Annotated in this window: 17 protein-coding genes and 2 tRNA genes; 3 read left to right on the top strand and 16 right to left on the bottom strand. The window is 71.7% G+C overall.

From position 1 onward, the window contains the following. Positions 1 to 90: 90 nt before the first annotated feature. Together ACWC91_RS04890 and lepA are read right to left on the bottom strand one after the other, a co-directional pair. A complete protein-coding gene (locus ACWC91_RS04890; protein WP_281154740.1) occupies positions 91 to 1,965 on the bottom strand; it encodes an AMP-dependent synthetase/ligase in 1,875 nt (624 codons plus the stop codon). Positions 1,966 to 2,236: 271 nt separating this feature from the next. Next, the gene (gene lepA / locus ACWC91_RS04885) at positions 2,237 to 4,105 is read right to left on the bottom strand and encodes a translation elongation factor 4 (RefSeq protein ID WP_225075099.1); all 1,869 of its coding nucleotides are present in this window, start codon (positions 4,103 to 4,105) and stop codon (positions 2,237 to 2,239) included. Between the two features lie 220 nt (positions 4,106 to 4,325). On the opposite strand from lepA, the gene rpsT reads away from it, so the two are divergent. After that, positions 4,326 to 4,592: a 30S ribosomal protein S20 gene (rpsT, locus tag ACWC91_RS04880; protein ID WP_225075100.1), complete on the top strand. Its 267-nt coding sequence runs from the start codon at positions 4,326 to 4,328 to the stop codon at positions 4,590 to 4,592. 261 nt (positions 4,593 to 4,853) lie between these two features. Here rpsT and holA read toward each other — a convergent pair whose 3' ends face one another. From holA to leuS, 8 genes are all read right to left on the bottom strand, one after another. Next, on the bottom strand, positions 4,854 to 5,843 hold the full coding sequence (gene holA, locus ACWC91_RS04875) for a DNA polymerase III subunit delta (protein ID WP_225075101.1): 990 nt from the start codon (positions 5,841 to 5,843) through the stop codon (positions 4,854 to 4,856). 93 nt (positions 5,844 to 5,936) lie between these two features. Beyond that, positions 5,937 to 6,182: a hypothetical protein gene (locus ACWC91_RS04870; RefSeq protein ID WP_225075102.1), complete on the bottom strand. Its 246-nt coding sequence runs from the start codon at positions 6,180 to 6,182 to the stop codon at positions 5,937 to 5,939. An 82-nt stretch (positions 6,183 to 6,264) separates the two neighbouring features. Next, positions 6,265 to 7,146 (bottom strand): YceI family protein, encoded by an 882-nt coding sequence (locus ACWC91_RS04865; RefSeq protein ID WP_225075308.1) that lies wholly within the window; start codon positions 7,144 to 7,146, stop codon positions 6,265 to 6,267. Between the two features lie 207 nt (positions 7,147 to 7,353). Further along, on the bottom strand, positions 7,354 to 9,954 hold the full coding sequence (locus ACWC91_RS04860) for a ComEC/Rec2 family competence protein (RefSeq protein ID WP_450640912.1): 2,601 nt from the start codon (positions 9,952 to 9,954) through the stop codon (positions 7,354 to 7,356). A 104-nt stretch (positions 9,955 to 10,058) separates the two neighbouring features. Next, a complete protein-coding gene (locus tag ACWC91_RS04855) occupies positions 10,059 to 10,844 on the bottom strand; it encodes a ComEA family DNA-binding protein (protein ID WP_225075310.1) in 786 nt (261 codons plus the stop codon). 1,269 nt (positions 10,845 to 12,113) lie between these two features. Next, positions 12,114 to 12,959, bottom strand: a complete 846-nt coding sequence (locus ACWC91_RS04850) for a DegV family protein (protein ID WP_281154742.1) — start codon at positions 12,957 to 12,959, stop codon at positions 12,114 to 12,116. An 82-nt stretch (positions 12,960 to 13,041) separates the two neighbouring features. Then, positions 13,042 to 13,788 (bottom strand): hypothetical protein, encoded by a 747-nt coding sequence (locus ACWC91_RS04845; protein WP_225075104.1) that lies wholly within the window; start codon positions 13,786 to 13,788, stop codon positions 13,042 to 13,044. Positions 13,789 to 13,909: 121 nt separating this feature from the next. Next, the gene (leuS, locus tag ACWC91_RS04840) at positions 13,910 to 16,783 is read right to left on the bottom strand and encodes a leucine--tRNA ligase (RefSeq protein WP_450643932.1); all 2,874 of its coding nucleotides are present in this window, start codon (positions 16,781 to 16,783) and stop codon (positions 13,910 to 13,912) included. 448 nt (positions 16,784 to 17,231) lie between these two features. On the opposite strand from leuS, the gene ACWC91_RS04835 reads away from it, so the two are divergent. Then, on the top strand, positions 17,232 to 18,554 hold the full coding sequence (locus ACWC91_RS04835; protein WP_450643933.1) for a cytochrome b/b6 domain-containing protein: 1,323 nt from the start codon (positions 17,232 to 17,234) through the stop codon (positions 18,552 to 18,554). Next, positions 18,551 to 20,161: an NADH-quinone oxidoreductase subunit NuoF family protein gene (locus ACWC91_RS04830; protein WP_225075107.1), complete on the top strand. Its 1,611-nt coding sequence runs from the start codon at positions 18,551 to 18,553 to the stop codon at positions 20,159 to 20,161. Before ACWC91_RS04835 ends, ACWC91_RS04830 begins: the two co-directional genes overlap by 4 nt. Before the next feature lie 134 nt (positions 20,162 to 20,295). Here the strand turns inward: ACWC91_RS04830 and ACWC91_RS04825 are convergent. From ACWC91_RS04825 to rsfS, 6 genes are all read right to left on the bottom strand, one after another. Continuing rightward, positions 20,296 to 20,368: transfer RNA gene (locus tag ACWC91_RS04825), tRNA-Ala, on the bottom strand. 140 nt (positions 20,369 to 20,508) lie between these two features. Next, positions 20,509 to 20,742, bottom strand: coding sequence for a hypothetical protein (locus ACWC91_RS04820; protein ID WP_100566877.1), 234 nt, complete (start codon positions 20,740 to 20,742; stop codon positions 20,509 to 20,511). Positions 20,743 to 20,745: 3 nt separating this feature from the next. Continuing rightward, on the bottom strand, positions 20,746 to 20,919 hold the full coding sequence (locus ACWC91_RS04815; protein ID WP_225075108.1) for a hypothetical protein: 174 nt from the start codon (positions 20,917 to 20,919) through the stop codon (positions 20,746 to 20,748). 281 nt (positions 20,920 to 21,200) lie between these two features. Further along, positions 21,201 to 21,273: transfer RNA gene (locus ACWC91_RS04810), tRNA-Ala, on the bottom strand. A 119-nt stretch (positions 21,274 to 21,392) separates the two neighbouring features. Further along, positions 21,393 to 22,070: a histidine phosphatase family protein gene (locus ACWC91_RS04805; RefSeq protein WP_225075109.1), complete on the bottom strand. Its 678-nt coding sequence runs from the start codon at positions 22,068 to 22,070 to the stop codon at positions 21,393 to 21,395. Next, a complete protein-coding gene (gene rsfS, locus ACWC91_RS04800; protein ID WP_141360997.1) occupies positions 22,061 to 22,507 on the bottom strand; it encodes a ribosome silencing factor in 447 nt (148 codons plus the stop codon). Before rsfS ends, ACWC91_RS04805 begins: the two co-directional genes overlap by 10 nt. Between the last annotated feature and the right edge of the window lie 62 nt (positions 22,508 to 22,569).

Genomic DNA, 22,569 nt, shown 5'->3' with positions numbered 1-22,569 from the left:
GACAGATCCGAGCGCCCGTGAACCTATTCGTGATCGTTCCCCGCGCACCCGGGGCGCGCGGGGAGTTCACCGGCCGGGCCGGCTCAGTGATCACGCCTCACGCGCGCCTGCATACATCTCGTCGATCAGATGCTTGTACTCCCGCTCCACCACGGGCCGCTTCAGCTTCAGGCTCGGGGTGATCTCGCCGTGCTCGACGTCGAGGTCGCGCGGCAGCAGGCGGAACTTCTTGACGGTCTGCCAGCGCTGCAGGCCCTCGTTGAGCTGCCTGACGTAGCCGTCGACCATCTCGACCGTCCGCGGCGCGGCGACGACCTCGGCGTACGGCCTGCCCTCCAGGCCGTTCTCCTTGGCCCACTCCAGGATCGCCGGCTCGTCGAGTGCGATCAGCGCGGTGCAGAAGTTCCGGTCGGCGCCGTGCACGAGGATGTTGGAGACGTACGGGCACACCGCCTTGAACTGGCCCTCGACCTCGGCGGGCGCGATGTACTTGCCGCCGGAGGTCTTGATGAGGTCCTTCTTGCGGTCGGTGATGCGCAGATAGCCGTCCGGGGAGAGCTCGCCGATGTCGCCGGTGTGGAACCAGCCGTCGGCCTCCAGCACCTCGGCGGTCTGCTCGGGCAGCTTGTGGTAGCCCTCCATGACGCCGGGGCCGCGCAGCAGGATCTCGCCGTCGTCCGCGATGCGCACCTGGGTGCCGGGCAGCGGCTTGCCGACCGTGCCGGTGCGGTAGGCCTCGCCGGGGTTGACGAAGGAGGCGGCGGAGGACTCGGTGAGGCCGTAGCCCTCCAGGATGTGGATGCCGGCGCCGGCGAAGAAGTAGCCGATCTCCGGGGCGAGGGCGGCGCTGCCCGAGACGCAGGCACGCAGCCGGCCGCCGAAGGCCTCGCGGATCTTGGCGTAGACGAGCGCGTCGGCGACCTTGTGCTTGGCGGCCAGGCCGAGGGGCGCGGAGCGGGTGCCGGTGCGCCTGAAGTTGTCCTGGGTGACCTTGGCGTACTCGCGGGCGACCTCGGCGGCCCACTGGAAGATCTTGTACTTGGCCGGGCCGCCGGCACGAGCCTTGGCGGCGACGCCGTTGTAGACCTTCTCGAAGATGCGCGGGACGGCCGCCATGTAGGTCGGCTGGACGACCGGCAGATTCTCGATGATCTTGTCCACGCGGCCGTCCACGGCCGTCACGTGCCCGACCTCGATCTGGCCGGAGGTGAGGACCTTGCCGAAGACGTGCGCGAGCGGCAGCCACAGGTACTGCACGTCGTCGGCGCCGACCAGCCCGGTGGCGGCGATGGCCTTGGCCATGTACGACCAGTTGTCGTGCGGCAGCCGGACGCCCTTGGGGCGGCCGGTGGTGCCGGAGGTGTAGATGAGGGTGGCGAGCTGATCCTTGGTGATCGCGCCGACTCTCTCCTTGATCAGCTCGGGGTGCTCGCCCAGGTACGCGGCGCCGCGCCGCTCCAGCTCGGCCAGGCTGAGCACCCGGTCGCCGGTCTCGACGCCGTCCGCGTCGATGACGACGACGTGGTGCAGCTCGGGCAGCTCTGCGCGCTTCTCCTCGGCCTTGGCCAGCTGCTCGGCGTTCTCCGCGATGAGCACCCGGCTCTGGGAGTCGGAGAGGATGAAGGCCGCCTCGCCGGCGTTGGTCTGCGGGTAGACCGTGGTCGTGGCCGCGCCCGCGCACATGATGCCGAGGTCGGCCAGCAGCCACTCCACACGGGTGGCGGAGGCGAGCGCGACACGCTCCTCCGGCCGCACGCCCAGTTCGATGAGTCCGGCCGCGATCGCGTGGACCCGCTCGGCGGACTGCGCCCAGCTCAGCGACTTCCAGTCGTCCGGACCCTCGCCGGAGGCCGCGGGTACGGGGTAGCGGTAGGCCTCGGCGTCCGGTGTCGCCGCCACACGCTCCAGGAAGAGGGCCGCCACGGACGGCGGACGGTTCTCGATCAGGGTCTGTGCGTCGCTCACGACATCCTCCGGGGCCCGCGACAGTGCGGCTGGCTCTTTGCGGCTGGGGTGACTCACGTGTGGTGGTGCGGACTGTTGCTTAACTCACGAGTAACTAACGAGCAGGATCAGACTAAGGCGCGACCGGTCACCGCGTAAGGGGCAGTGCTCCGTCACTTCGCACAGAGAGCTACCGCGCGGATGCGCGAGGGCCCGCCGCGCTTTCGCACGACGGGCCCCATTTTCACCCGGTTCACCGGGTAACGGCCGCACGCCCCGGGCTACCGGGGGGTCACTTCTTGCCCTTGGCCGACCCCGCGCTGTCATCGCTGGAGAGCACCGCGATGAAGGCCTCCTGCGGAACCTCCACGGAACCCACCATCTTCATGCGCTTCTTGCCCTCCTTCTGCTTCTCCAGCAGCTTCCGCTTACGGGAGATGTCACCGCCGTAGCACTTGGCGAGGACGTCCTTGCGGATGGCGCGGATGGTCTCGCGGGCGATGACCCGGGAGCCGATGGCGGCCTGGACGGGCACCTCGAAGCTCTGCCGCGGGATCAGCTCCTTGAGCTTGGCGACGAGCCGGACGCCGTACGCGTACGCCTGGTCCTTGTGGGTGATCGCAGAGAAGGCGTCCACCTTGTCGCCGTGCAGCAGGATGTCGACCTTGACCAGGGAGCTGCTCTGCTCACCGGTGGGCTCGTAGTCGAGGGAGGCGTAGCCGCGGGTCTTGGACTTCAGCTGGTCGAAGAAGTCGAAGACGATCTCGGCGAGCGGGAGGGTGTAGCGGATCTCCACGCGGTCCTCGGAGAGGTAGTCCATGCCCAGGAGGGTGCCGCGGCGAGTCTGGCACAGCTCCATGATCGAGCCGATGAACTCGGTGGGCGCGAGGATCGTGGCCCGTACGACGGGCTCGTACACCTCGGCGAGCTTCCCCTCGGGGAACTCGCTGGGGTTGGTGACCGTGTGCTCGGTGCCGTCCTCCATCAGCACGCGGTAGACCACGTTGGGGGCGGTGGCGATCAGGTCGAGCCCGAACTCGCGCTCCAGCCGCTCGCGGATCACGTCCAGGTGGAGCAGTCCGAGGAAGCCGACGCGGAAGCCGAAGCCGAGGGCGGCGGAGGTCTCCGGCTCGTAGACCAGGGCGGCGTCGTTGAGCTGGAGCTTGTCCAGCGCCTCGCGCAGCTCGGGGTAGTCGGAGCCGTCCAGCGGATACAGGCCGGAGAAGACCATCGGCTTGGGGTCCTTGTAGCCGCCCAGCGCCTCCTCGGCCCCCTTGTGCTGGCTGGTGACGGTGTCACCGACCTTGGACTGGCGGACGTCCTTCACCCCGGTGATCAGGTAGCCCACCTCGCCGACGCCGAGACCGTCGGCCGGCAGCATCTCCGGGGAGTTGGTGCCGATCTCCAGCAGCTCGTGGGTGGCGCCGGTGGACATCATCCGGATCCGCTCGCGCTTGTTGAGCTGACCGTCGATGACACGGACGTAGGTCACGACACCGCGGTAGGAGTCGTAGACGGAGTCGAAGATCATCGCGCGGGCGGGGGCGTCGGCGACGCCGACCGGAGCCGGGATCTCCTTGACCACCCGGTCGAGCAGCGCCTCGACGCCGAGACCGGTCTTGGCGGAGACCTTCAGCACGTCGCCGGGCTCGCAGCCGACGAGGTTGGCCAGCTCCTCGGCGAACTTCTCCGGCTGCGCGGCCGGCAGGTCGATCTTGTTGAGGACCGGGATGATCGTGAGGTCGTTCTCCATCGCCAGGTAGAGGTTGGCGAGGGTCTGGGCCTCGATGCCCTGGGCCGCGTCGACGAGCAGGACGGTCCCCTCGCAGGCGGCGAGCGACCGCGAGACCTCGTAGGTGAAGTCGACGTGCCCCGGGGTGTCGATCATGTTGAGGATGTGCGTGTTGCCGGGGTCGTGGGTGGGAGCCCACGGCAGACGCACCGCCTGGGACTTGATCGTGATGCCGCGCTCGCGCTCGATGTCCATGCGGTCGAGGTACTGGGCGCGCATCTGCCGCTGCTCGACCACCCCGGTCAGCTGGAGCATCCGGTCGGCGAGCGTGGACTTGCCGTGGTCGATGTGCGCGATGATGCAGAAGTTGCGGATCAGAGCCGGGGCGGTACGGCTCGGCTCGGGCACGTTGTCAGGGGTCGCGGGCACGCAGGGTCCTGTTTCTTGAGGCGCCTTATGCCTCGGGTCGGAACGATACGTAGCTTCCATGGTCCCACGGGTGGGGACCGGCGACCGGTTTGGGCCGCCCAGCGGGCCACTGGTAGCCTGGGCGACTGTGTCTCATGCCCTCTACGCGCGAGGCACAACCCAAGAAATCACCGGTACGGGACCCGTGCGGCCCCGTGCCAGAACCTGAAAAGGCTCATTCGTGGCGAACATCAAGTCCCAGATCAAGCGGAACAAGACCAACGAGAAGGCGCGGCTGCGCAACAAGGCCGTCAAGTCCTCTCTGAAGACCGCGATCCGCAAGGCCCGCGAGGCCGCTGCCGCGGGTGACGTCGAGAAGGCCACCGAGCTCCAGCGCGCTGCCGCGCGTCAGCTCGACAAGGCCGTCTCGAAGGGCGTCATCCACAAGAACGCGGCCGCCAACAAGAAGTCGGCGCTGGCCACCAAGGTCACGGCCCTCAAGGGCTGAGCCCCTTCCTTGATCTGAACGGATCCTCCGGGATCCGACTTGGCCGGAAGGACCGAGGGCGGGCCCTCTCTCATCCGCCCCCGACCGGCAACCCCCGGATCCGCGCGCGGCCTGCGTTCGCCACGCGGGCGCGGAACCGAACTGCGTGAACCGAAGACCCCGTCGCACTCCCTTTCCCCAGGGAGAGCGGCGGGGTCTTCGGCGTGTCGCGCGAGCGTGAAGAGAGGCTTGGACCTTCGACGTGGGGTGGCGCGGGCCGTCTCAGCCGCGTCCTCTGGAGCGGGCCGCCCGGGCGATGGTCACCACCGCCTTCTCCAGGGCGTACTCGGGGTCGTCGCCGCCGCCCTTGACGCCCGCGTCGGCCTCGGCCACCGCGCGGAGAGCGACGGCCACACCGTCCGGGGTCCAGCCGCGCATCTGCTGCCGGACGCGGTCGATCTTCCAGGGCGGCATGCCGAGTTCCCGTGCCAGGTCGGCCGGACGGCCGCCTCGCGCGGACGACAGCTTTCCGATCGCCCGCACGCCCTGGGCGAGCGCGCTGGTGATCATCACCGGTGCCACGCCGGTGGCCAGCGACCACCGCAGCGCCTCCAGCGCCTCCGCCGCCCGTCCCTCGACGGCCCGGTCGGCGACCGTGAAGCTGGACGCCTCGGCCCGCCCGGTGTAGTAGCGGCCGACGACGGCCTCGTCGATCGTCCCCTCGATGTCGGCGACCAACTGCGCCACCGCCGACGCCAGCTCCCGCAGATCGCTGCCGATCGCGTCGACCAGCGCCTGGCACGCCTCGGGTGTGGCCGAGCGCCCGAGCCCGCGGAACTCGCCCCGTACGAAGGCGAGCCGGTCGGCCGGCTTGGTCATCTTCGGGCAGGCCACCTCGCGCGCACCGGCCTTGCGCGCCGCGTCGAGCAGGCCCTTGCCCTTGGCGCCGCCCGCGTGCAGCAGCACCAGTGTGATCTCCTCGGCGGGCGCCCCCAGATACGCCTTGACGTCCTTGACCGTGTCGGCCGACAGGTCCTGCGCGTTGCGCACGACCACGACCTTGCGCTCGGCGAAGAGCGACGGACTGGTCAGCTCGGCGAGCGTGCCGGGCTGCAACTGGTCCGGGGTGAGGTCCCGTACGTCCGTGTCGGCGTCGGCGGCCCTGGCGGCGGCCACCACCTCCCGCACGGCACGGTCGAGCAGGAGGTCCTCCTGCCCCACGGCTAGCGTCACCGGGGCGAGAAGGTCGTCGTTCGCAGTCTTCCTGGCCATCGCGACAAGCATCCCACGGACCACTGACAACGCCCCCGGCACGTGGCACCGGACGCCGCGGACGACACCGGTTCGCTCCTGGCCCCTACAGGGCTACGGCTCCTCGCGCCAGCCCTCCCACTCCGCCGCGAACGCGTCCAGCTCCACCGGATCCAGCCGTTCCGCCTCGTCCCGGAGGACGACGAGCCACTGCGCGTCCTCGGCGTCGTCCTCACCGGCCAGCGCGTCGCGGACGATCCGCGGCTCCTCGTCGACCGCGAACCGCTCCGCGAGTGCCTGCGCCACCTCCTCCGCGGCATCGCGGTCGGGCAGCACCAGCACGTGTCTCACATCGCTCACGGTGCCATTGTCCGGCAGCCCGCCGTGACGAGGACCGGCGGCCGACGGCCGGCGGCGCCTGACGGCCGTGCCCGGCCGGGGGTCAGGCCTTGGGGACGAGCTGCACGTCGAGGGCGACCTGGATGGTCGGCCCGACCACGGCGATCCCCCGCGCCAGCATCGTCTGCCAGCTCACCGTGTAGTCGTCACGGTGCAGCTCGGTGGTGGCCCGGCAGGCCGCCCGCACCTCGCCCTCTATGCCGTTGCCGAGCCCGAGGTACTCCATGTCGAGGGTGACCGTACGCGTCACCCCGTGCAGCGACAGCGCGCCGGTGACGGCCCATCTGCTGCCGCCCCTGTGCACGCACCGCTCGCTGTAGAACTCCAGCGTCGGGAAGTTCGCCACGTCCAGGAAGTCCGCCGAGCGCAGATGGTCGTCACGCATCCGCACGTTGGTGTCGATGGACGCCGCGTCGATCACCACGTGCATCGCGGACCGCTCCACGGGATCGGAGATCCGCACCGCTCCCGCGAAGGAGTTGAACCGCCCGTGGATCCGGGCCAGCCCGATGTGCCGGGCGGTGAAGCCGATCGAGGAGTGCGTCGCCTCTATCTCCCAGTCGCCCGGCGCCGGCAGGCCCGGCGGCTGGGCGACCTGGAGGGTCACATCGCCCAACGGGGCCAGCGAGTTCTCGCCGACGAACACGGTCGCCCGGTGCGGCGTGTACCCCTCCGCGGAGATGGCGAGCCGGTACTCCCCCGCCGGCACCGTCGCCAGGAACAACCCGTAGGGATCCGTGCCGCCGCCGACCGCCGTGCGCCCCATGGTGTCGCTGACGGTGAACTCGGCGTGCGCCACCGGTTGGTTGACCGGATCGAGCACCCGGCAGCTCAACACACCCGCGTCGGGCGGGGTCTGCACCGCCGCGAGCGGACTCGCCTGTTGCACCCGGTTCGTCCGGTTTCCCAGCCAGCGGCCGAACATCTGCGCCACCCCATGCATGCCTCGACATCTCCATTGCCGAAGAAGTATTCGATCACCAACAGGGCATTCCAGGCAACACGAGCCCACATCGCGAGAATCCGGCACATGCCACGGGACTGCACACAAGGAGCATCAACTGGCTGCTCATTGACAGAAAATGAATATTTTCACCTCTCCCTCCCCACAACCGGCACACATCCCCGGCATTCAGTTCCGCGCCACACGCACTCCCGCACCCGCACCGGTCACCGCGAGCGCCCCGTCCCGGTCCGTGCGCAGCACCACCGCGCCCAGCGCGCGCAGGGCCGCGACGGTGGGAGGAGCCGGGTGCCCGTAGCTGTTGTCCGCGCCGCAGGAGATCAGGGCCAGTCGCGGGGCCGCCACGCGTATCAGGTCCGGGCTCTGGTACGCCGAGCCGTGGTGGGCGACCTTGAGCACGTCCACGCCAGCCAGTCGCGCGCTCATCGGGGAGTTCAACAGCGCCTGCTGTGCCGGGGGTTCGAGGTCGCCCAGGAGAAGCAGGCGCAGTCCGCCGGAGTGGACGAGCAGTGTGACGCTGGCGTCGTTGGGTCCGTCCGGGTCCGGTGCGGGGGGCGGTGGCGGCCACAGCACCTGCCAGGTCAGGTCACCGGTACCGCGCTGTTCCCCGGCACCGGCACGGGTCAGCGGGATGCCGCGACGGGCCGCCTCCTTCCGTACGAACTCGGCCTGCTGCGCGGGTTCTTCGTAACCGGTCGTCTCGATCGCGCCCACCGCGCGTCCGCGCAGCACGCCCGGCAGGCCGGCCACGTGGTCGGCGTGAAAGTGGGTCAGTACGACCAGCGGGACCCTGGTGACGCCGAGCTTGCGCAGGCAGTGGTCCACCAGTGCCGGATCGGGCCCGGCGTCCACGACCACACCGGCGCCGCTGCCCGCCGCGAGCACCGTCGCGTCGCCCTGGCCCACGTCGCACATCGCGAACCGCCAGCCGGGCGGCGGCCAGCCGGTGATCACCCGGGTCAGTGGCGGCGGCTGCACGACCACCAGGAGGAGCAGCGCCCCGCAGATCCCGCAGAGCCAGGGGTGTCTCAGCAGCCACCGGCCCGCGAGCGCGGCCGCCACCGTGACGAGGGCCAGCAGCAGCGCCCCGGTCCAGTTGTCCGGCCAGTCCACTCCCCCACCGGGCTGGGCCGCCCCGGTCCGGGCCACGTCCGCGATCCACCCGGCCGGCCAACTCGCGCACCAGGCCAGCGTCTTCGCCACCGGCATCGCGAGCGGTGCCGTCGCCAGCGCCGCGAATCCCAGCACGGTCGCGGGCGCGACGGCGGCCTCCGCGAGCAGGTTGCACGGCACCGCCACCAGGCTCACCCGGGCCGACAGCACGGCGACGACGGGAGCGCACAGCGCTTGCGCCGCTGCCGCCGCGGCCAGCGCCTCGGCCGCCCTGGCGGGGACCCGACGGCGTTGCAGCGCTGCGCTCCAGCGGGGCGCGAGCGTGAGCAGGGCTCCGGTGGCCAGCACCGACAGCAGGAAGCCGTAACTGCGCGACAGCCACGGGTCGTAGAGCACCAAGAGCAGTACGGCCGTCGCCAGGGCGGGGAGCAGCGATCTGCGGCGCCCGGTCGCGAGGGCGAGCAGCGCCACCGCTCCGCAGGCCGCGGCCCGCAGCACGCTCGGGTCGGGCCGGCACACGACGACGAACCCCAGCGTGAGCGCCGCCCCGAACAGCGCGGTGCCGCGCAGGGGCAGGCCCAGCCGCGGTGCCAGGCCGCGGCGCTCCACTCGCTGGGCCAGGCCCGGTGGCCCCAGGAGCAGGGCGAGCAGGATGGTGAGGTTGCTCCCGGAGACGGCCAGGAGGTGTGTGAGGTCCGTCGCCTTGAACGCCTCGTCGAGTTCGGGGGTGATCCGCGAGGTGTCCCCGACGACCAGGCCCGGCAGCAGCGCCCGCGCGTCCGCCGGCAGGCCGTCGGTCGCCGCCCGCAGCCCGGCACGCAGCCGGCCCGCCAGCCGCTGTGGCGCGGACGGCTCCGCCACCACCTCGGGCGGCGCCCTGTCCTGGACCCTGAGGACCGCCGCGATCCGGTCGCCGCCCGTCATCGGGGGCGCCAGCCGCGCGGTCACTTTCAGCCGCGTGGACGGCAGCAGCCCCAGCCAGGGCGAGAGCTGTACCCCTTCCTCGGGGTGTGTGTCGTGTCCGTCCGGCGAGCGTCCCGGGTTCCCCGACGGGGCCCCGACACGGGACGCCGTCCACGAGCCGATGTCGACCAGGATCAGCACCGGAGTCCGGGTCACCACGGCCGCCGCCGAGCCGGGTCGGTCGACGCGCAGCACCTCGGCGTCCATCCGTACGGAGGGAGGCGCCTGACGGTCACCGCGGATCCGGGGGCGGGTGAGGCGGGGGTCGGAGGTCAGCTCCACCTCGGCGGTCACCGTGGCGAACTGCCGTGCCAGAGCGGGCACCGGACCGCGCCGCACGTCCGCCCCGTGGAGCCCGGCGGACACGGCGGCAGCGGCGGCGCCCAGCAGCGCGGCGGCAGCGGAGGTACGCGCCCAGGAGGCACGTGTCCCGGACCGCCTGATGGCAGGAGCGGGTGGCTGCCCTGCCGTGGGTGCGGGTGTTCCACGGCTTCCGCGTCGTCGGCGTACCAGGAGTGCGGCGGCAGCGGCGAGGCAGGCGATCACGAAGCCGGTCACTCGGCCCGTGGAGGCGTCCAGCGCCACGGCCGCCGTCGCCCAGGCCGCGAGGGCGGGCGGGACGAGCCGGAGGTCTGCCGGTCCTTCCTGCCGGGGATGGGCGTTGCCCAGTCGCTTGCCGGAGGCGGCGTGCACCGCGGGACGGACGTGGGTCCGGGTGGATGGGGGCTCGGCAGGGGCGGGGCGGCCGGGAGGCGCGGGGCCTCGCTCGGCGTCGGTGCCGGTCTCGGTATCGGGGTTCACGGGCTGACCAGGTCCCGCAGATCGGCGAAGCGGCGCGTGCCGATGCCGCTGACCTCACGCAGCTGGTCCACCGAGCGGAAGCCGCCGTGCTGCGTGCGGTAGTCGATGATGCGCCGGGCCAGCACGGGACCGACGCCGGGCAGGGTCTGCAACTGGTCAGCGGTGGCCGTGCTGAGGGAGACCGGGGCCGCGGAGTTGCCCGCGGCACCCGTACCGGCCGCGCCGGAGAGGCCCGCCCCGGGCGCCTCGGGTACGGCGGCGGGGGCCGGGCCGCCGACGACGACCTGTTCGCCGTCCACCAGGAAGCGGGCCCGGTTGAGGCCGTCGGTACTGGTGCCGGGACGCACCCCGCCGGCCGCCTGAAGGGCGTCGGCCACCCGCGACCCGGCCGGCAGGCGCTGGATTCCGGGGCGCCGGACCTTGCCGCTGACGTCCACCACGATCTCCGTGCCGGGGGACGCCGGAGCGCCCCGCGCGAGGACCGGCGGCGCCCCGGCAGTGGTGGCCTTGTCCTGCCCCTGGTCCTCGTGGGGAGCCACGGCCCGCACCACCTCGGGTGCCTGGACCGTCTGCGTACGGCCGGTCCAGAAGTGCTGCACGGCGAGGAGCGCGGCGACGGCGAACAGCACGGTGAGTGCCACCACGTTCCTGCGCTCCAGCCCGCACCGTGCCTGCAGCCACAACGGCATGCGCTCGCGCACCGCGGCCCCGGTCCGCTCCCGCCAGTCCGGCACCCCGGCAGGACCGACGGGCTCCGGCTCGGCATCGCCGCCCGTCTCCACGGCGCCCCGCACAGCGGGATGGGCCGCGCCCCTGCGGCCGGCCGCCACCGGGCCTGCCCCAACCGCCGTGGTCGAGCAGCTCACTTCGCGCACGGCAGCGGGGCTCACGCGGCCCGCGCCAGACGGACTCACGTCCCCCGAACCCCCGTCGACGACCGCAGCCGGGCCGACATCGGCCACCGCGGCCGAGCCGCCAGCGGCCACGCCAGTCGCCCCGCCGCCGACCACGGCCGCCGAACCCACGCCGCCCACCACCGCAGCAGAGGCTCCGGCTGCGGCTGCCCGGCCCGCGCCGACCAGCCCACCACCGGCCACCTCGGCCGGGCCCGCCTCCCCCACGGCGACAAAAGCCCTATCCCCCAGTGCAGTCGAATCCGTGCCCTCCACCGCAGGCTGACCCACGGCCACCGCACTCGGCTCACCCTTGGCAGTAACGACGTCGGCCAGGACAGAGGGCGCCCTACCACCCGCCGCAAGCGAACCCACGGCGGTCACACCCGCCCTCCCCACAACGCCAAGCCCCACATCAGCCACACCGTTCGGATCCGCGCCACCCGCCACAAGTCGGCCCAGGCCCGCCGCGCTCGGCTCAGCCGTGGCAGTGACGACCTCGGCCAGGACAGACGGCGCCCTACCACCCGCCGCAAGCGAACCCACGGCGGTCACACCCGCCCTCCCCACAACGCCAAGCCCCACATCAGCCACACCGTTCGGATCCGCGCCACCCGCCGCAAGCGAACCCACGCCCGCCGCGCTCGGCTCGCTCCTGCCGGCGCGACCGAAGTCGCCCCCGGTCATCGCACCCTCACCACCCACAGGGAGCGACCCCGCGCCAAGCGCCGCAGCCGCGCTCGCCGCGTCCGGTGGGCGGCCCGTCCGGTCCGGCGTCGCGGTGGCCCAGGACGGCCTGGGACGAGGGGGCCGAATCGGCGTCGCCGGGTCAGGGCCGGTCTTGTGCTTGCGCGTGACCTCCCGGGAGTCACCGCCCGGTTCCCCCGCCCGCCCCGCGCGTTCGGCGAACAGTGCCTGCGCGCGGCGGTGCAGATCCTCCGCCGAGGCGTGGGAGCCCCGGCGGGCCGGCGGGCGTCGGTGGCGGGAGCGGCCGTCCGAGTCGGGCGTGCGGCCCGGGCCGCTGGTCGCCGCCGCTGTGCGTGAGCGTGATCGAAGTGCCATGCCAGGAGCATCCGGCAACCCGGCACACCCGCGATGATCTTGCTCGATTTCCGGGGACTACCGCCCGGTTGTGGACAACTCGCTCACCCGTACGGGTCAGCGCGGCGAGACCACGACCCCCAGCAGCCCCGGACCGGTGTGCGCGCCGATCACCGCCCCGACCTCGCTGACGTGCAGGTCGGCCAGGCCGGACACCCGTGTGCGCAGCCGGTCCGCGAGGGCCGACGCCCGTTCGGGAGCGGCGAGATGGTGGACGGCGACATCGACGTCGGCGTCGCCCGCGCGCTCGGCCACGATCTCCTCCAGGCGGGCGATCGCCTTCGAGGCGGTGCGCACCTTCTCCAGGAGTTCGATCCGGCCGTCCTGCAACTGGAGCAGCGGTTTCACGGCGAGCGCGGAACCCAGCAGCGCCTGCGCCGCGCCGATGCGGCCGCCGCGGCGCAGATAGTCGAGGGTGTCGACGTAGAAGAAGGCGGAGGTGCCCCCGGCACGCTTCTCCGCGGCCGCGACCGCCTCGTCCACCGTGCCGCCGGCCTCCGCGGTCTCGGCCGCGGCCAGGGCGCAGAAGCCGAGCGCCATCGCGACCATCCCGGTGTCCACCACCCGTACCGGCACCGGCGCCTCACGCGCGGCGAGCACCGCGGCGTCGTACGTGCCGGAGAGCTCCGCGGACAGGTGCAGGGAGACGATGCCGCTCGCGCCGGACGCCGCGACCCCGCGGTAGGTCTCGGCGAACAGCTCGGGGCTGGGCCGCGAGGTGGTGACGGGCCGCCGCTTCTGCAGCGCCTGGGCGAGTGAACGCGTCGAGATCTCGGTGCCCTCTTCGAGCGCCTGGTCTCCGAGGACCACGGTCAGCGGAACCGCGGTGATGCCGTGGCGCTCCATCGTCCGCGGCGGCAGGTAGGCCGTTGAATCGGTGACGATCGCGACATGGCGGGACATGAGCTGGAGGTTACCTGCCGTAGTGCCCCGACGGCAGCCCAGCCCCTCTCACCGGGTCATGTGTGGCCGGATCGGACCGTGTTCAAGTCGTGCTCTCGGGCCGGGGCTTCTTCTGCCAGGGGTAGACCGGGCGACGGCCCGACGGGGTGATGGCGGGCCGGTCCGGCTCCTCGGCGGAGGCCTGCCGTGGGGCCCCGCGCCAGGTCCGCGGGTCCGCCGCGGCGGCCGGTGGCTCGGTCGTCGGACCGGACGGCTCGGTCTCTGTCGGCGGCTCGGACGGCTCGGTCTTGGTCCAGTGGCGCAGCGCGCCGGCCTCCACGTCGATCTGGGCGCTCAGCGTGTCCAGGTCGTCGTCGGCGAAGCGGCGGGCGCGGTCGCGGGCCGCCCAGCGCAGGGAGTCGGCCGATTCCGTGATGCGCCGGGTGCGTTCGCGCAGGACCGGGAGCCGCTCGGTGAGCGTCTTCCGGTCCGGATCGGCCTCCAGTCGCCTGAGGTCGCCCTCGAGTTCGCGCCCGTGCACGCTGAGCCGCTCGAACAGGGCGATGGACTCCTTGAGGGACTCGTCCTCGTGCACGCCCGCGTACAGGGCGTCCTGGGTGGCGCGCATCGAGGTGCGCAGGCTGAGCCGCAGCTGGGCCAGTTCGCCCCCCGGGCCGGGCTGGGTGAAGGACTTGGCCCGCAGCGTGTGGTCCTCGACCGTGCGGCGGGCCTGGGTGATCGTGCGGTCCACACTGCGCTTGGCCGCCCCGACCACCTTCACCGCGGCGTAGGCGCCGAGCACCACGAAGACCGCGAAGAGGAGGACGAGGACGGTGACGACTGTTTCCACAGCGCTCCTCCTCCGGCTCGCGCGGCACCGGTCGCGCCGCCCTTCCACGGTAAACGCAACGGGCAGGTCCCGGGTTCCAGAAGAACCCCGAACCTGCCCGTAGGGGACTACCCCGAGGCACTCACGCAGGAACGATGTTCACCAGCTTCGGCGCCCGCACGATCACCTTGCGGATGCCCGCGCCCTCCAGCGCCGCGACGACCTTCTCGTCGGCCAGCGCCACCTTCTCCAGCTCCTCCTCGGAGATGGCCGGGGAGACCTCCAGACGCGCCTTCACCTTGCCCTTGACCTGAACGACGCAGGTCACGGTCTCGTCGACGACGTACGCCGGGTCGGCGACGGGGAAGTCCTGGTGGACGACCGAGCCGGAGTGGCCCAGCTTGTGCCACAGCTCCTCGGCGATGTGCGGGGCCAGCGGGGCGGCCATCAGCACCAGCGCCCCGGCGACCGAGCGCGGCACGGGCCGGCCCGTCTTGGTCAGGTGGTTGTTCAGCTCCGTCACCTTGGCGATGGCGGTGTTGAAGCGCAGGCCCTCCAGGTCCTGGCGGACACCGTCGATCGCCTTGTGCAGGGCCCGCAGCGTCGCCTCGTCCGGCTCGGCGTCGACGACGGTGACCTCGCCGGTCGCCTCGTCGACGATGTTGCGCCACAGGCGCTGCAGCAGCCGGAACTGGCCCACCACCGCGCGCGTGTCCCACGGCCGGGACACGTCCAGCGGGCCCATCGCCATCTCGTACAGGCGCAGCGTGTCGGCCCCGTACTCGGCGCAGATCTCGTCCGGAGTGACCGCGTTCTTCAGGGACTTGCCCATCTTGCCCAGCAGCCGGGAGACCTTCTCGCCCTGGTAGTGGTAGGCGCCGTCGCGCTCCTCCACCTCGGCGGCCGGCACCGCGATGCCGCGGGCGTCCCGGTAGACGTAGGCCTGGATCATGCCCTGGTTGAACAGCTTGTGGAACGGCTCCGCGGAGGAGACGTGCCCCAGGTCGTACAGGACCTTGGACCAGAAGCGCGCGTACAGCAGGTGCAGCACGGCGTGCTCGGCGCCGCCGACGTACAGGTCGACGCCGCCGTGGGGCATGCCCTCGCGCGGGCCCATCCAGTAGCGCTCGATCTCCGGGTCGACCAGCTGCCGGTCGTTGTGCGGGTCCAGGTAGCGGAACTCGTACCAGCAGGAACCGGCCCAGTTGGGCATGGTGTTGGTCTCGCGGCGGTACTTCTTCGGTCCGTCGCCCAGGTCCAGGGTGACGTTGACCCAGTCCTCGTTGCGCGACAGCGGCGTCTCGGGCTGGGTGTCGGCGTCGTCCGGGTCGAAGGTGCGCGGCGAGTAGTCCTCGACCTCGGGCAGCTCCAGCGGCAGCATCGACTCGGGCAGCGCGTGGGCCACGCCGTCCTCGTCGTAGACGATCGGGAAGGGCTCGCCCCAGTAGCGCTGGCGGCTGAACAGCCAGTCGCGCAGGCGGAAGTTGACGGTGCCCTCGCCGATGCCCTTGCGCTCCAGCCACTCGGTGATGCGCGCCTTGGCGTCGACGACGCCCAGGCCGTCCAGCTTCACGTCGTCACCGGCGGAGTTCACGATCTTCGCGTCGTACGAAGCGAAGGCGTCGTCCCAGGCCGAGGGGTCCGTGCCACGGTCGTCGGCCGGCTCGACCACGCAGCGCATCGGCAGTTCGAAGGCGCGCGCGAAGGCGAAGTCGCGGCTGTCGTGGGCGGGGACGGCCATGATCGCGCCAGTGCCGTAGCCCATCAGGACGTAGTCGGCGATGAAGACCGGGATCTTCTCGCCGTTGACCGGGTTGACGGCGAACGCGCCGGTGAAGACGCCGGTCTTGTCCTTGGCCTCGGCCTGGCGCTCCACGTCCGACTTCGAGGCGGCCTGGGCCCGGTAGGCGGCGACGGCCTCGGCCGGGGTGGCGTGGCCGCCGGTCCACACCTCGTGGGTGCCCTCCGGCCAGGCGCCCGGGGTGAACTTCTCCACCAGCGGGTGCTCGGGCGCCAGCACCATGTAGGTGGCGCCGAACAGGGTGTCCTGGCGGGTGGTGAAGATCGTGATCCGCTCGCCGTCGATCGGGAAGTCGACGCGGGCGCCCTCGGAGCGCCCGATCCAGTTGCGCTGCTGGAGCTTGATGGCCTCGGGCCAGTCCAGCTCCTCCAGGTCGTCCAGCAGCCGGTCGGCGTAGGCGGTGATGCGCATGTTCCACTGGCGCAGCTTGGCCTTGAAGACCGGGAAGTTGCCGCGCTCGGAGCGGCCGTCGGCGGTGACCTCCTCGTTGGCCAGCACGGTGCCGAGGCCGGGGCACCAGTTGACGGGCGCGTCGGAGGCGTAGGCCAGGCGGAACTCGCCCAGGACCTCGGCGCGCTCGGCGGCGCTCAGCTCGGGCCACGCGCGCGTGTGCCCCGGCACGGCCCGCTCACCGGACTCGAACTGGGCGATCAGCTGCGAGATCGGACGGGCCTTCCCGGCCTCGTCGTCGTACCAGGAGTTGAAGATCTGCAGGAAGATCCACTGGGTCCACTTGTAGTAGTCCGGGTCGATCGTGGCGAACGACCGGCGCTTGTCGTGGCCCAGGCCCAGCCGGCGCAGCTGCGCCTTCATGTTCTCGATATTGGCCTCGGTGGACACCCGCGGGTGGGTGCCGGTCTGCACGGCGTACTGCTCGGCGGGCAGGCCGAAGGCGTCGAAGCCCAGGGTGTGCAGGACGTTGTGGCCGGTCATCCGCTGGAAGCGGGCGTACACGTCGGTGGCGATGTACCCGAGCGGGTGACCGACGTGCAGGCCCGCACCGGAGGGGTACGGGAACATGTCCATGATGAACTTCTTGGGCCGGGCGACCAGCCCGGGGTCGCCCGCCAGGTCACCCTTGGGGTTCGGCGCCGCGTAGGTGCCGTCGGCGTCCCAGAAGTCCTGCCAGCGTGCCTCGATGTCGGCCGCCACGGCGGCCGTGTAGCGGTGCGGCGCTGCCACCTCGGAGGGGGCAGCGGGGTTCGTCTCGCTCATGGTCCTCAAAGCTCCATCGATCGTCTCTGCCCACGGCTGCGACTTTCGGAAATGAAAAATCCCCTCGCACAGGAGGGGACGCCGCGCCGATGCCGACCATCCGATTGGTCCGGCGGTCGGGACTGATCAGCGCGGCTCGCTAAGCAGAAGGCGTACGGCACGCATGGCGTCAGGGTACCGCAGCCGTCGAGTGCGGGGCGACGGGCGTCCGCGGGGCGGGATGCCGGCCCCCGGCGAGTCGTGAGGGACCGGGGATCCGTTTGTGAAGGTTCAGAAAAACTGAACATCGTTCAAATTTAACCCGGCGTAATGGATCCTATGGGGACAACACGAGCCCCGGCAGCGTCGTTGATAACAACGCAATAACTCAAACGGCGTACTGCTCGGTTTGGAGCCACTTAGAGTTCGTGCCCGGGACCGCTTTCCCGAACCGCTCGGAGTCGCCCCCATGAACCCTCGTCGCAGTAACAGCTCCCTCCCCAAACCGGGCCGCTCGGCCTATGGGGTGGCGTCGGCTGTCGTCCTGCTCCTCATACCCGTGGTCGTGCTGGCCGGAGGCAGCCAGTTCCGCGAGTTCCTGAACTTCGGCGCGGGTGTGCTCTCCCTCGTCTCGCTCAGCTGCTCGGTGATCTGGGGCCTGGTCGCCCAGGACCGGATCATCCTGAACACGCGCCAGCGGATCGTGGGCCAGGCGGTGCACCGGACCACCGCGGTCGCCTCGATCGCGTTCCTCCTGGTGCACATCACCACCAAGATCGTGCTGGGTCACACCCAGCTGATCGCCGCGCTGATCCCGTTCTCGCTCGGCCTCACCGGGATCGAGGGCCTGGTCGGCCTCGGCTCCCTGGCCGGCCTGCTGATGATCTTCGTGGGCATCACCGGGGCACTGCGCAGCAACTTCGCCACCCCGGCCCCGGTCGCGGCGCGCTGGCGGGCGATGCACATGCTGGCCTACCCGGCCTGGTGCGCGGCGCTGATCCACGGCCTGTACGCGGGCCGGGAGGCCAAGCCGATCTTCCTCATCCTCTACGGCCTGTCCCTGCTGGGCGTCATGGCGGCCCTGGCCGTGCGTGCGGCGCCGCGCCCGGTCAAGCGCAGGCTCGCCGGCCGGCTCGTGGCGGTCCTGGGCGGCGGCGAGCGGCCGGAGCTGGACGACCTGGACGCGAGCCGGGCCAGGGCGGCGGAGTCCGGGCTGCCGGGCTACGAGAACGCGCGCGGCGCGACGCCTCCCCGCGCCGACGCGACGAGGCCGGCGCCGCGCGGTCCGCGGCCCTCCTCCCCGCTGTACGACACCCCGGCCTCCGCCGCGGAGCCCGAGCCCACCCCCGGCTTCGCCGCCGCCTACCGGGCCGTCGCGACGCCGCCGCCCGGGCAGCCCTTCGCGGCCGACCAGACCGCGCGCATGAACGTGCCGTTCGACCCCCGGACCACGGGGGCGGCGCCGCGCGTGGACGGCCCCGGCAGCACCTCGGGCAGCTGGCCGATCCCCTCGCCGCCGCCGGTCGGCGAGGCGCCCCCGTCGGCCTACGACCCGCTGAACGACACGGGATACAACATCCCGGCCTACAACAATCCGGGCGCGGCCGCGGGCACTCCCGCGTACGGCGGACGTGATGTGTACAACACCGGTGAGACGAACGCCCCCTACGGCACGTACAACCCGAACGACACGTACAACAGCGGTCCCGCCACTGAAACACCCCCCGGCGCCTCCTATGACGCACCGGGTTCGGGCGAACCTTGGAACACGCCTTCCGGAGGCTACAGGTGAACGAGGCCCTGCCCGACGTCCCGGAAGTCCGCGTGGTCGGGCTTCCCCAGCTCACGTCGGGCTTCGACCTTGTCGAAAGACTCGACCTGCCCATGCACCTGAAGGTGCACGGGCCACTCGAACCGTTGGGCGGCGAGCAGCTCGCGAAGCTCTCCGAGGCCATCAATCTGAAGGGCCGCGGCGGCGCGGGCTTCCCCTTCCACAGGAAGCTGCGCTCGGTCGCCGAGGCGGCGATCAAACGCGGCGTACGGCCGGTCGTCGTCGTCAACGGCAGCGAGGACGAGCCGGCCTGCCGCAAGGACACGGTCCTGATCAACCGTGCCCCGCACCTCATCCTGGACGGGGCCCTGCTGGTCGCGGAGGCCCTCGGTGCCCGCACGCTCGTCGTCGGGGTCACGCGTGAGTCCACCCAGCGCTCCATGGAGGCCGCGCTCGCCGAGCGCGGACTGAGCAACAGCCGCAGGTCGGCTCTGCGCGCGAGCGTGCAGCGCAACCCGGTGCGCATGGTCACGGGCGCGGCCGCCTCGCTGATCCGTTCCATCGACGGCGGTCCGGCGATCCCGCCGGGCCGCAAGACCAGCGCATCGCAGAGCGGCGTGGGCGGCGCGCCCACCCTGCTGTCCAACGCGGAGACCTTCGCCCAGCTGGCGATCGCCGCCCGCATCGGCCCGGAGCGCTACGGCAACACCGGCCTGTACGACGAGCCGGGCACCGTGATGCTGACCATCTCCGGCGCCGTCGCCCGCCCCATGGTGGTCGAGGCCCCCACCGGGGTGCCACTGCGCTACGTCCTCCAGCTCGCCGGCGCCCCGCCGGTGCCGCAGGGCGTGCTGACCGGCGGCTACCACGGCAAGTGGATCGACGCGGCGACCGTCAACGAGGCGATCGTCTCGCGCAACTCCCTGGACGCGGTGGGCGGTGCGATGGGCGCCGGGGCGATTCTGCCGATCAGTCAGGAGACCTGCCCGCTGGGCGAGTCGCTCCAGGTGGCCAAGTGGCTGGCGGAGGAGAGCGCGGGCCAGTGCGGTCCCTGCTACCTCGGTCTGCCGGCGGCCGCGCGCGGTATGGAGGACATCCTGAACGGCGGCGGCCCGGCCGCCCTGGAGGCCCTCAAGCAGGTCGCCAAGAACGTCAAGCGGCGCGGCGCGTGCTCGCATCCCGACGGCTCGGCGATGTTCCTGGAATCGACCATCAAGGCGTTCACCGACGACCTGGCCGCGCACGTCCTCGGCAACGGCTGCGGACGCCCCGTGGAGGGCGTCCTGCCGCTCTTCGAGGGCGGCAGGGCTCCCACCGGTGTCCCCGGCGGCGGCGAGGCCGAGGAGTCCGGCGCCAGCCGTCAGAAGATCTACGTCGACTGGACGCTGTGCCGGGGACACGGCCTGTGCGCGGACATCCTCCCGGAGGTCTTCGAACTGGGCGCCGACGGCTTTCCGACCGTCGCCCAGGCGAAGGTTCCGCGCTACGCGGAGGACAAGGCCCTGCGCGCCGTGCGCCGCTGCCCGGCGCTGGCCCTGCGCCTCGAGGAGGACACCCGCTCGCAGGCTCCGTCACGCAACCTGCCGGTCCTCTCCCAGGGCCGCGGCCGCCGCGCTCTGGGCCGCTGAACGCACGCGACGGCGGGTCACCCTCCCAGGGGAGGCGACCCGCCGTCGCGTTTTCGCTGCCGGTGCCGCCGCGTACACGCGCGGGCATACGTCGAAGGCGGGTCATCCGATGGATGACCCGCCCTCACTTCCTGTGGAGCTAAGGAGAATTGAACTCCTGACCTCCTGCATGCCATGCAGGCGCTCTACCAACTGAGCTATAGCCCCTCGTGGCCACGCGGCTGAGCCGCGTATTCGACCGTGTCGCCCGGTTTCCCCGGCGGCGACGCCAACATTACACGGTCCAGGGGGTGGAACACCAAATCGGTTTCGCTCCGCCCCGCACGGCCCCGAGCACAGGGGCGGCGTCACGCCGTCACGAACGAATAGAACCGCTTCAGCGTGCAGTGCTCCTCCAGGAGCCGGCCGTAGATCGGCTCGCCCTCGAGTTCGCGGTAGGTCTCGATCGGGTCGCCTTTTATGATCAGCGCCCGCGCGCACTCCTCGCACCAGTACTGGTAGTCGGGGTTGATCGGCTCCATGTCGCGGACGATCGGGGTGCCGCCGCCGCACCAGTCGCACTTCCGCCTGTGTGCACCCATGGGTCAGCTCCAGCTGTGGCCGCAGGCCGTGCACACGTACGAGATCCCCCCGTTGTCACCGAGGACTTGGGCCACATGGAGGGAGCCGCAGGAGGGGCAGACGAGGCGGGTGACCGTGTCTCGTATCAACGCCGCATCGAGGAGATCACCGACCTCCTCGAGGATGCAGGCAGGCATCGCTACTCCCTCCCGTCGGGCCGCGCCCCCTTCCGGCCGTTTGATTCTGCCACGGCCGGGCCGACACGGTCAGCGACGCCTTGGTACCAGTACGGCCACGGCCTGCACCGGGGACGTCCGGGCGGGCGCGTCCAGGCACTCCGAGAGCGCACTCGCAGAGGTATACGCCCCCGGAGCCCCAAGTGACTCAAGCCGGTTCACGGGAATACAGAAAATCCCGCCCCTGAACGGGACGGGATCCTGACGAACGATCTTCGGCGACTCAACCGAGTGCCGGTCCGTGGAGCTAAGGAGAATTGAACTCCTGACCTCCTGCATGCCATGCAGGCGCTCTACCAACTGAGCTATAGCCCCTTGCCGCCACGCGAACCATCCGCGTGGTGTTTCGCCCCGCTCGGCGGGGCGAACAAGATGAACTTTAGCCTGCGACCTGCCGGAAAGTGAAATCCGGGTCCCGTGGGCCGCGGGGCGGCTCAGTCGTCGTCGCCGAGGACGGGCTCGGGCAGGGTGCCGGCGTTGTGCTCCAGCAGCCGCCAGCCGCGGGCGCCCTCGCCGAGGACCGACCAGCAGCAGTTGGACAGGCCGCCCAGGCTCTCCCAGTGGTGGGGTTCGAGACCGAGGAGGCGACCGAGGGTGGTGCGGATGGTGCCGCCGTGGCTGACCACGACGAGCGTGCCGTCCTCGGGCACCTTCTCCACGTGCCGCAGCACGACGGGGGCGGCGCGGTCGGCGACCTCGGTCTCCAGCTCGCCGCCGCCGCGGCGCACCGGCTCACCGCGCTTCCACGCGGCGTACTGATCGCCGTACCGGCCGATGATCTCCTCGTGCGTCAGGCCCTGCCAGACGCCCGCGTAGGTCTCGCGCAGGCCCTCGTCCCGGGCGACCTCAAGGCCGGTGAGCGCGGCCAGCTCGGCGGCCGTGCGGGTGGCCCGCAGGAGGTCGGAGGAGACGATCGCGTCGGGCCGCAGGGAGGCCAGCAGGCGGGCGGCACGGCGGGCCTGGCCGACGCCGGTCTCGGTCAGCTCGACGTCCGTGCTGCCCTGGAAGCGCCGTTCCACGTTCCAGGGAGTCTGGCCGTGGCGCCACAGGATGACGCGGCGGCCACGGCCCGGCGCCCGGCCTGGCCCCTCGGCGGCGCCGCTCACCGCCATTCACCGCCGGGCTCCGCCGTCTCCTCGGCGGCCTGCTGCTTGGCGTGCTCCTCGGCCTTGCCCCGGGTGGCCTTGGCGTCGGCGGGCAGTTCGAGTTCGGGGCAGTCCTTCCACAGCCGCTCCAGGGCGTAGAAGACACGCTCCTCGCTGTGCTGGACGTGCACGACGATGTCCACGTAGTCGAGGAGGACCCAGCGGGCCTCGCGGTCGCCCTCGCGGCGCACCGGCTTGGCGCCGAGTTCCTTCAGCAGCCGCTCCTCGATCTCGTCGACGATCGACTTGACCTGGCGGTCACTGGGCGCGGACGCCAGCAGGAAGGCGTCCGTGATCGACAGCACGTCGCTGACGTCATACGCGATGACGTCGTGCGCGAGTTTGTCGGCGGCCGCCTGGGCGGCGGTGTTGATGAGGTCGAGAGAGCGGTCGGTCGCGGTCACTACAGGGCTTTCCTTCGGCGGTCACTTGACACCAAGGGTCTCACGGACCGCCGAGGACACCC

The sequence above is a fragment of the Streptomyces sp. NPDC001204 genome, from assembly GCF_053598035.1.
The sequence above is the reverse complement of the archived record's forward strand: the minus strand, read 5'-3'. Positions and strand labels throughout refer to the sequence as shown.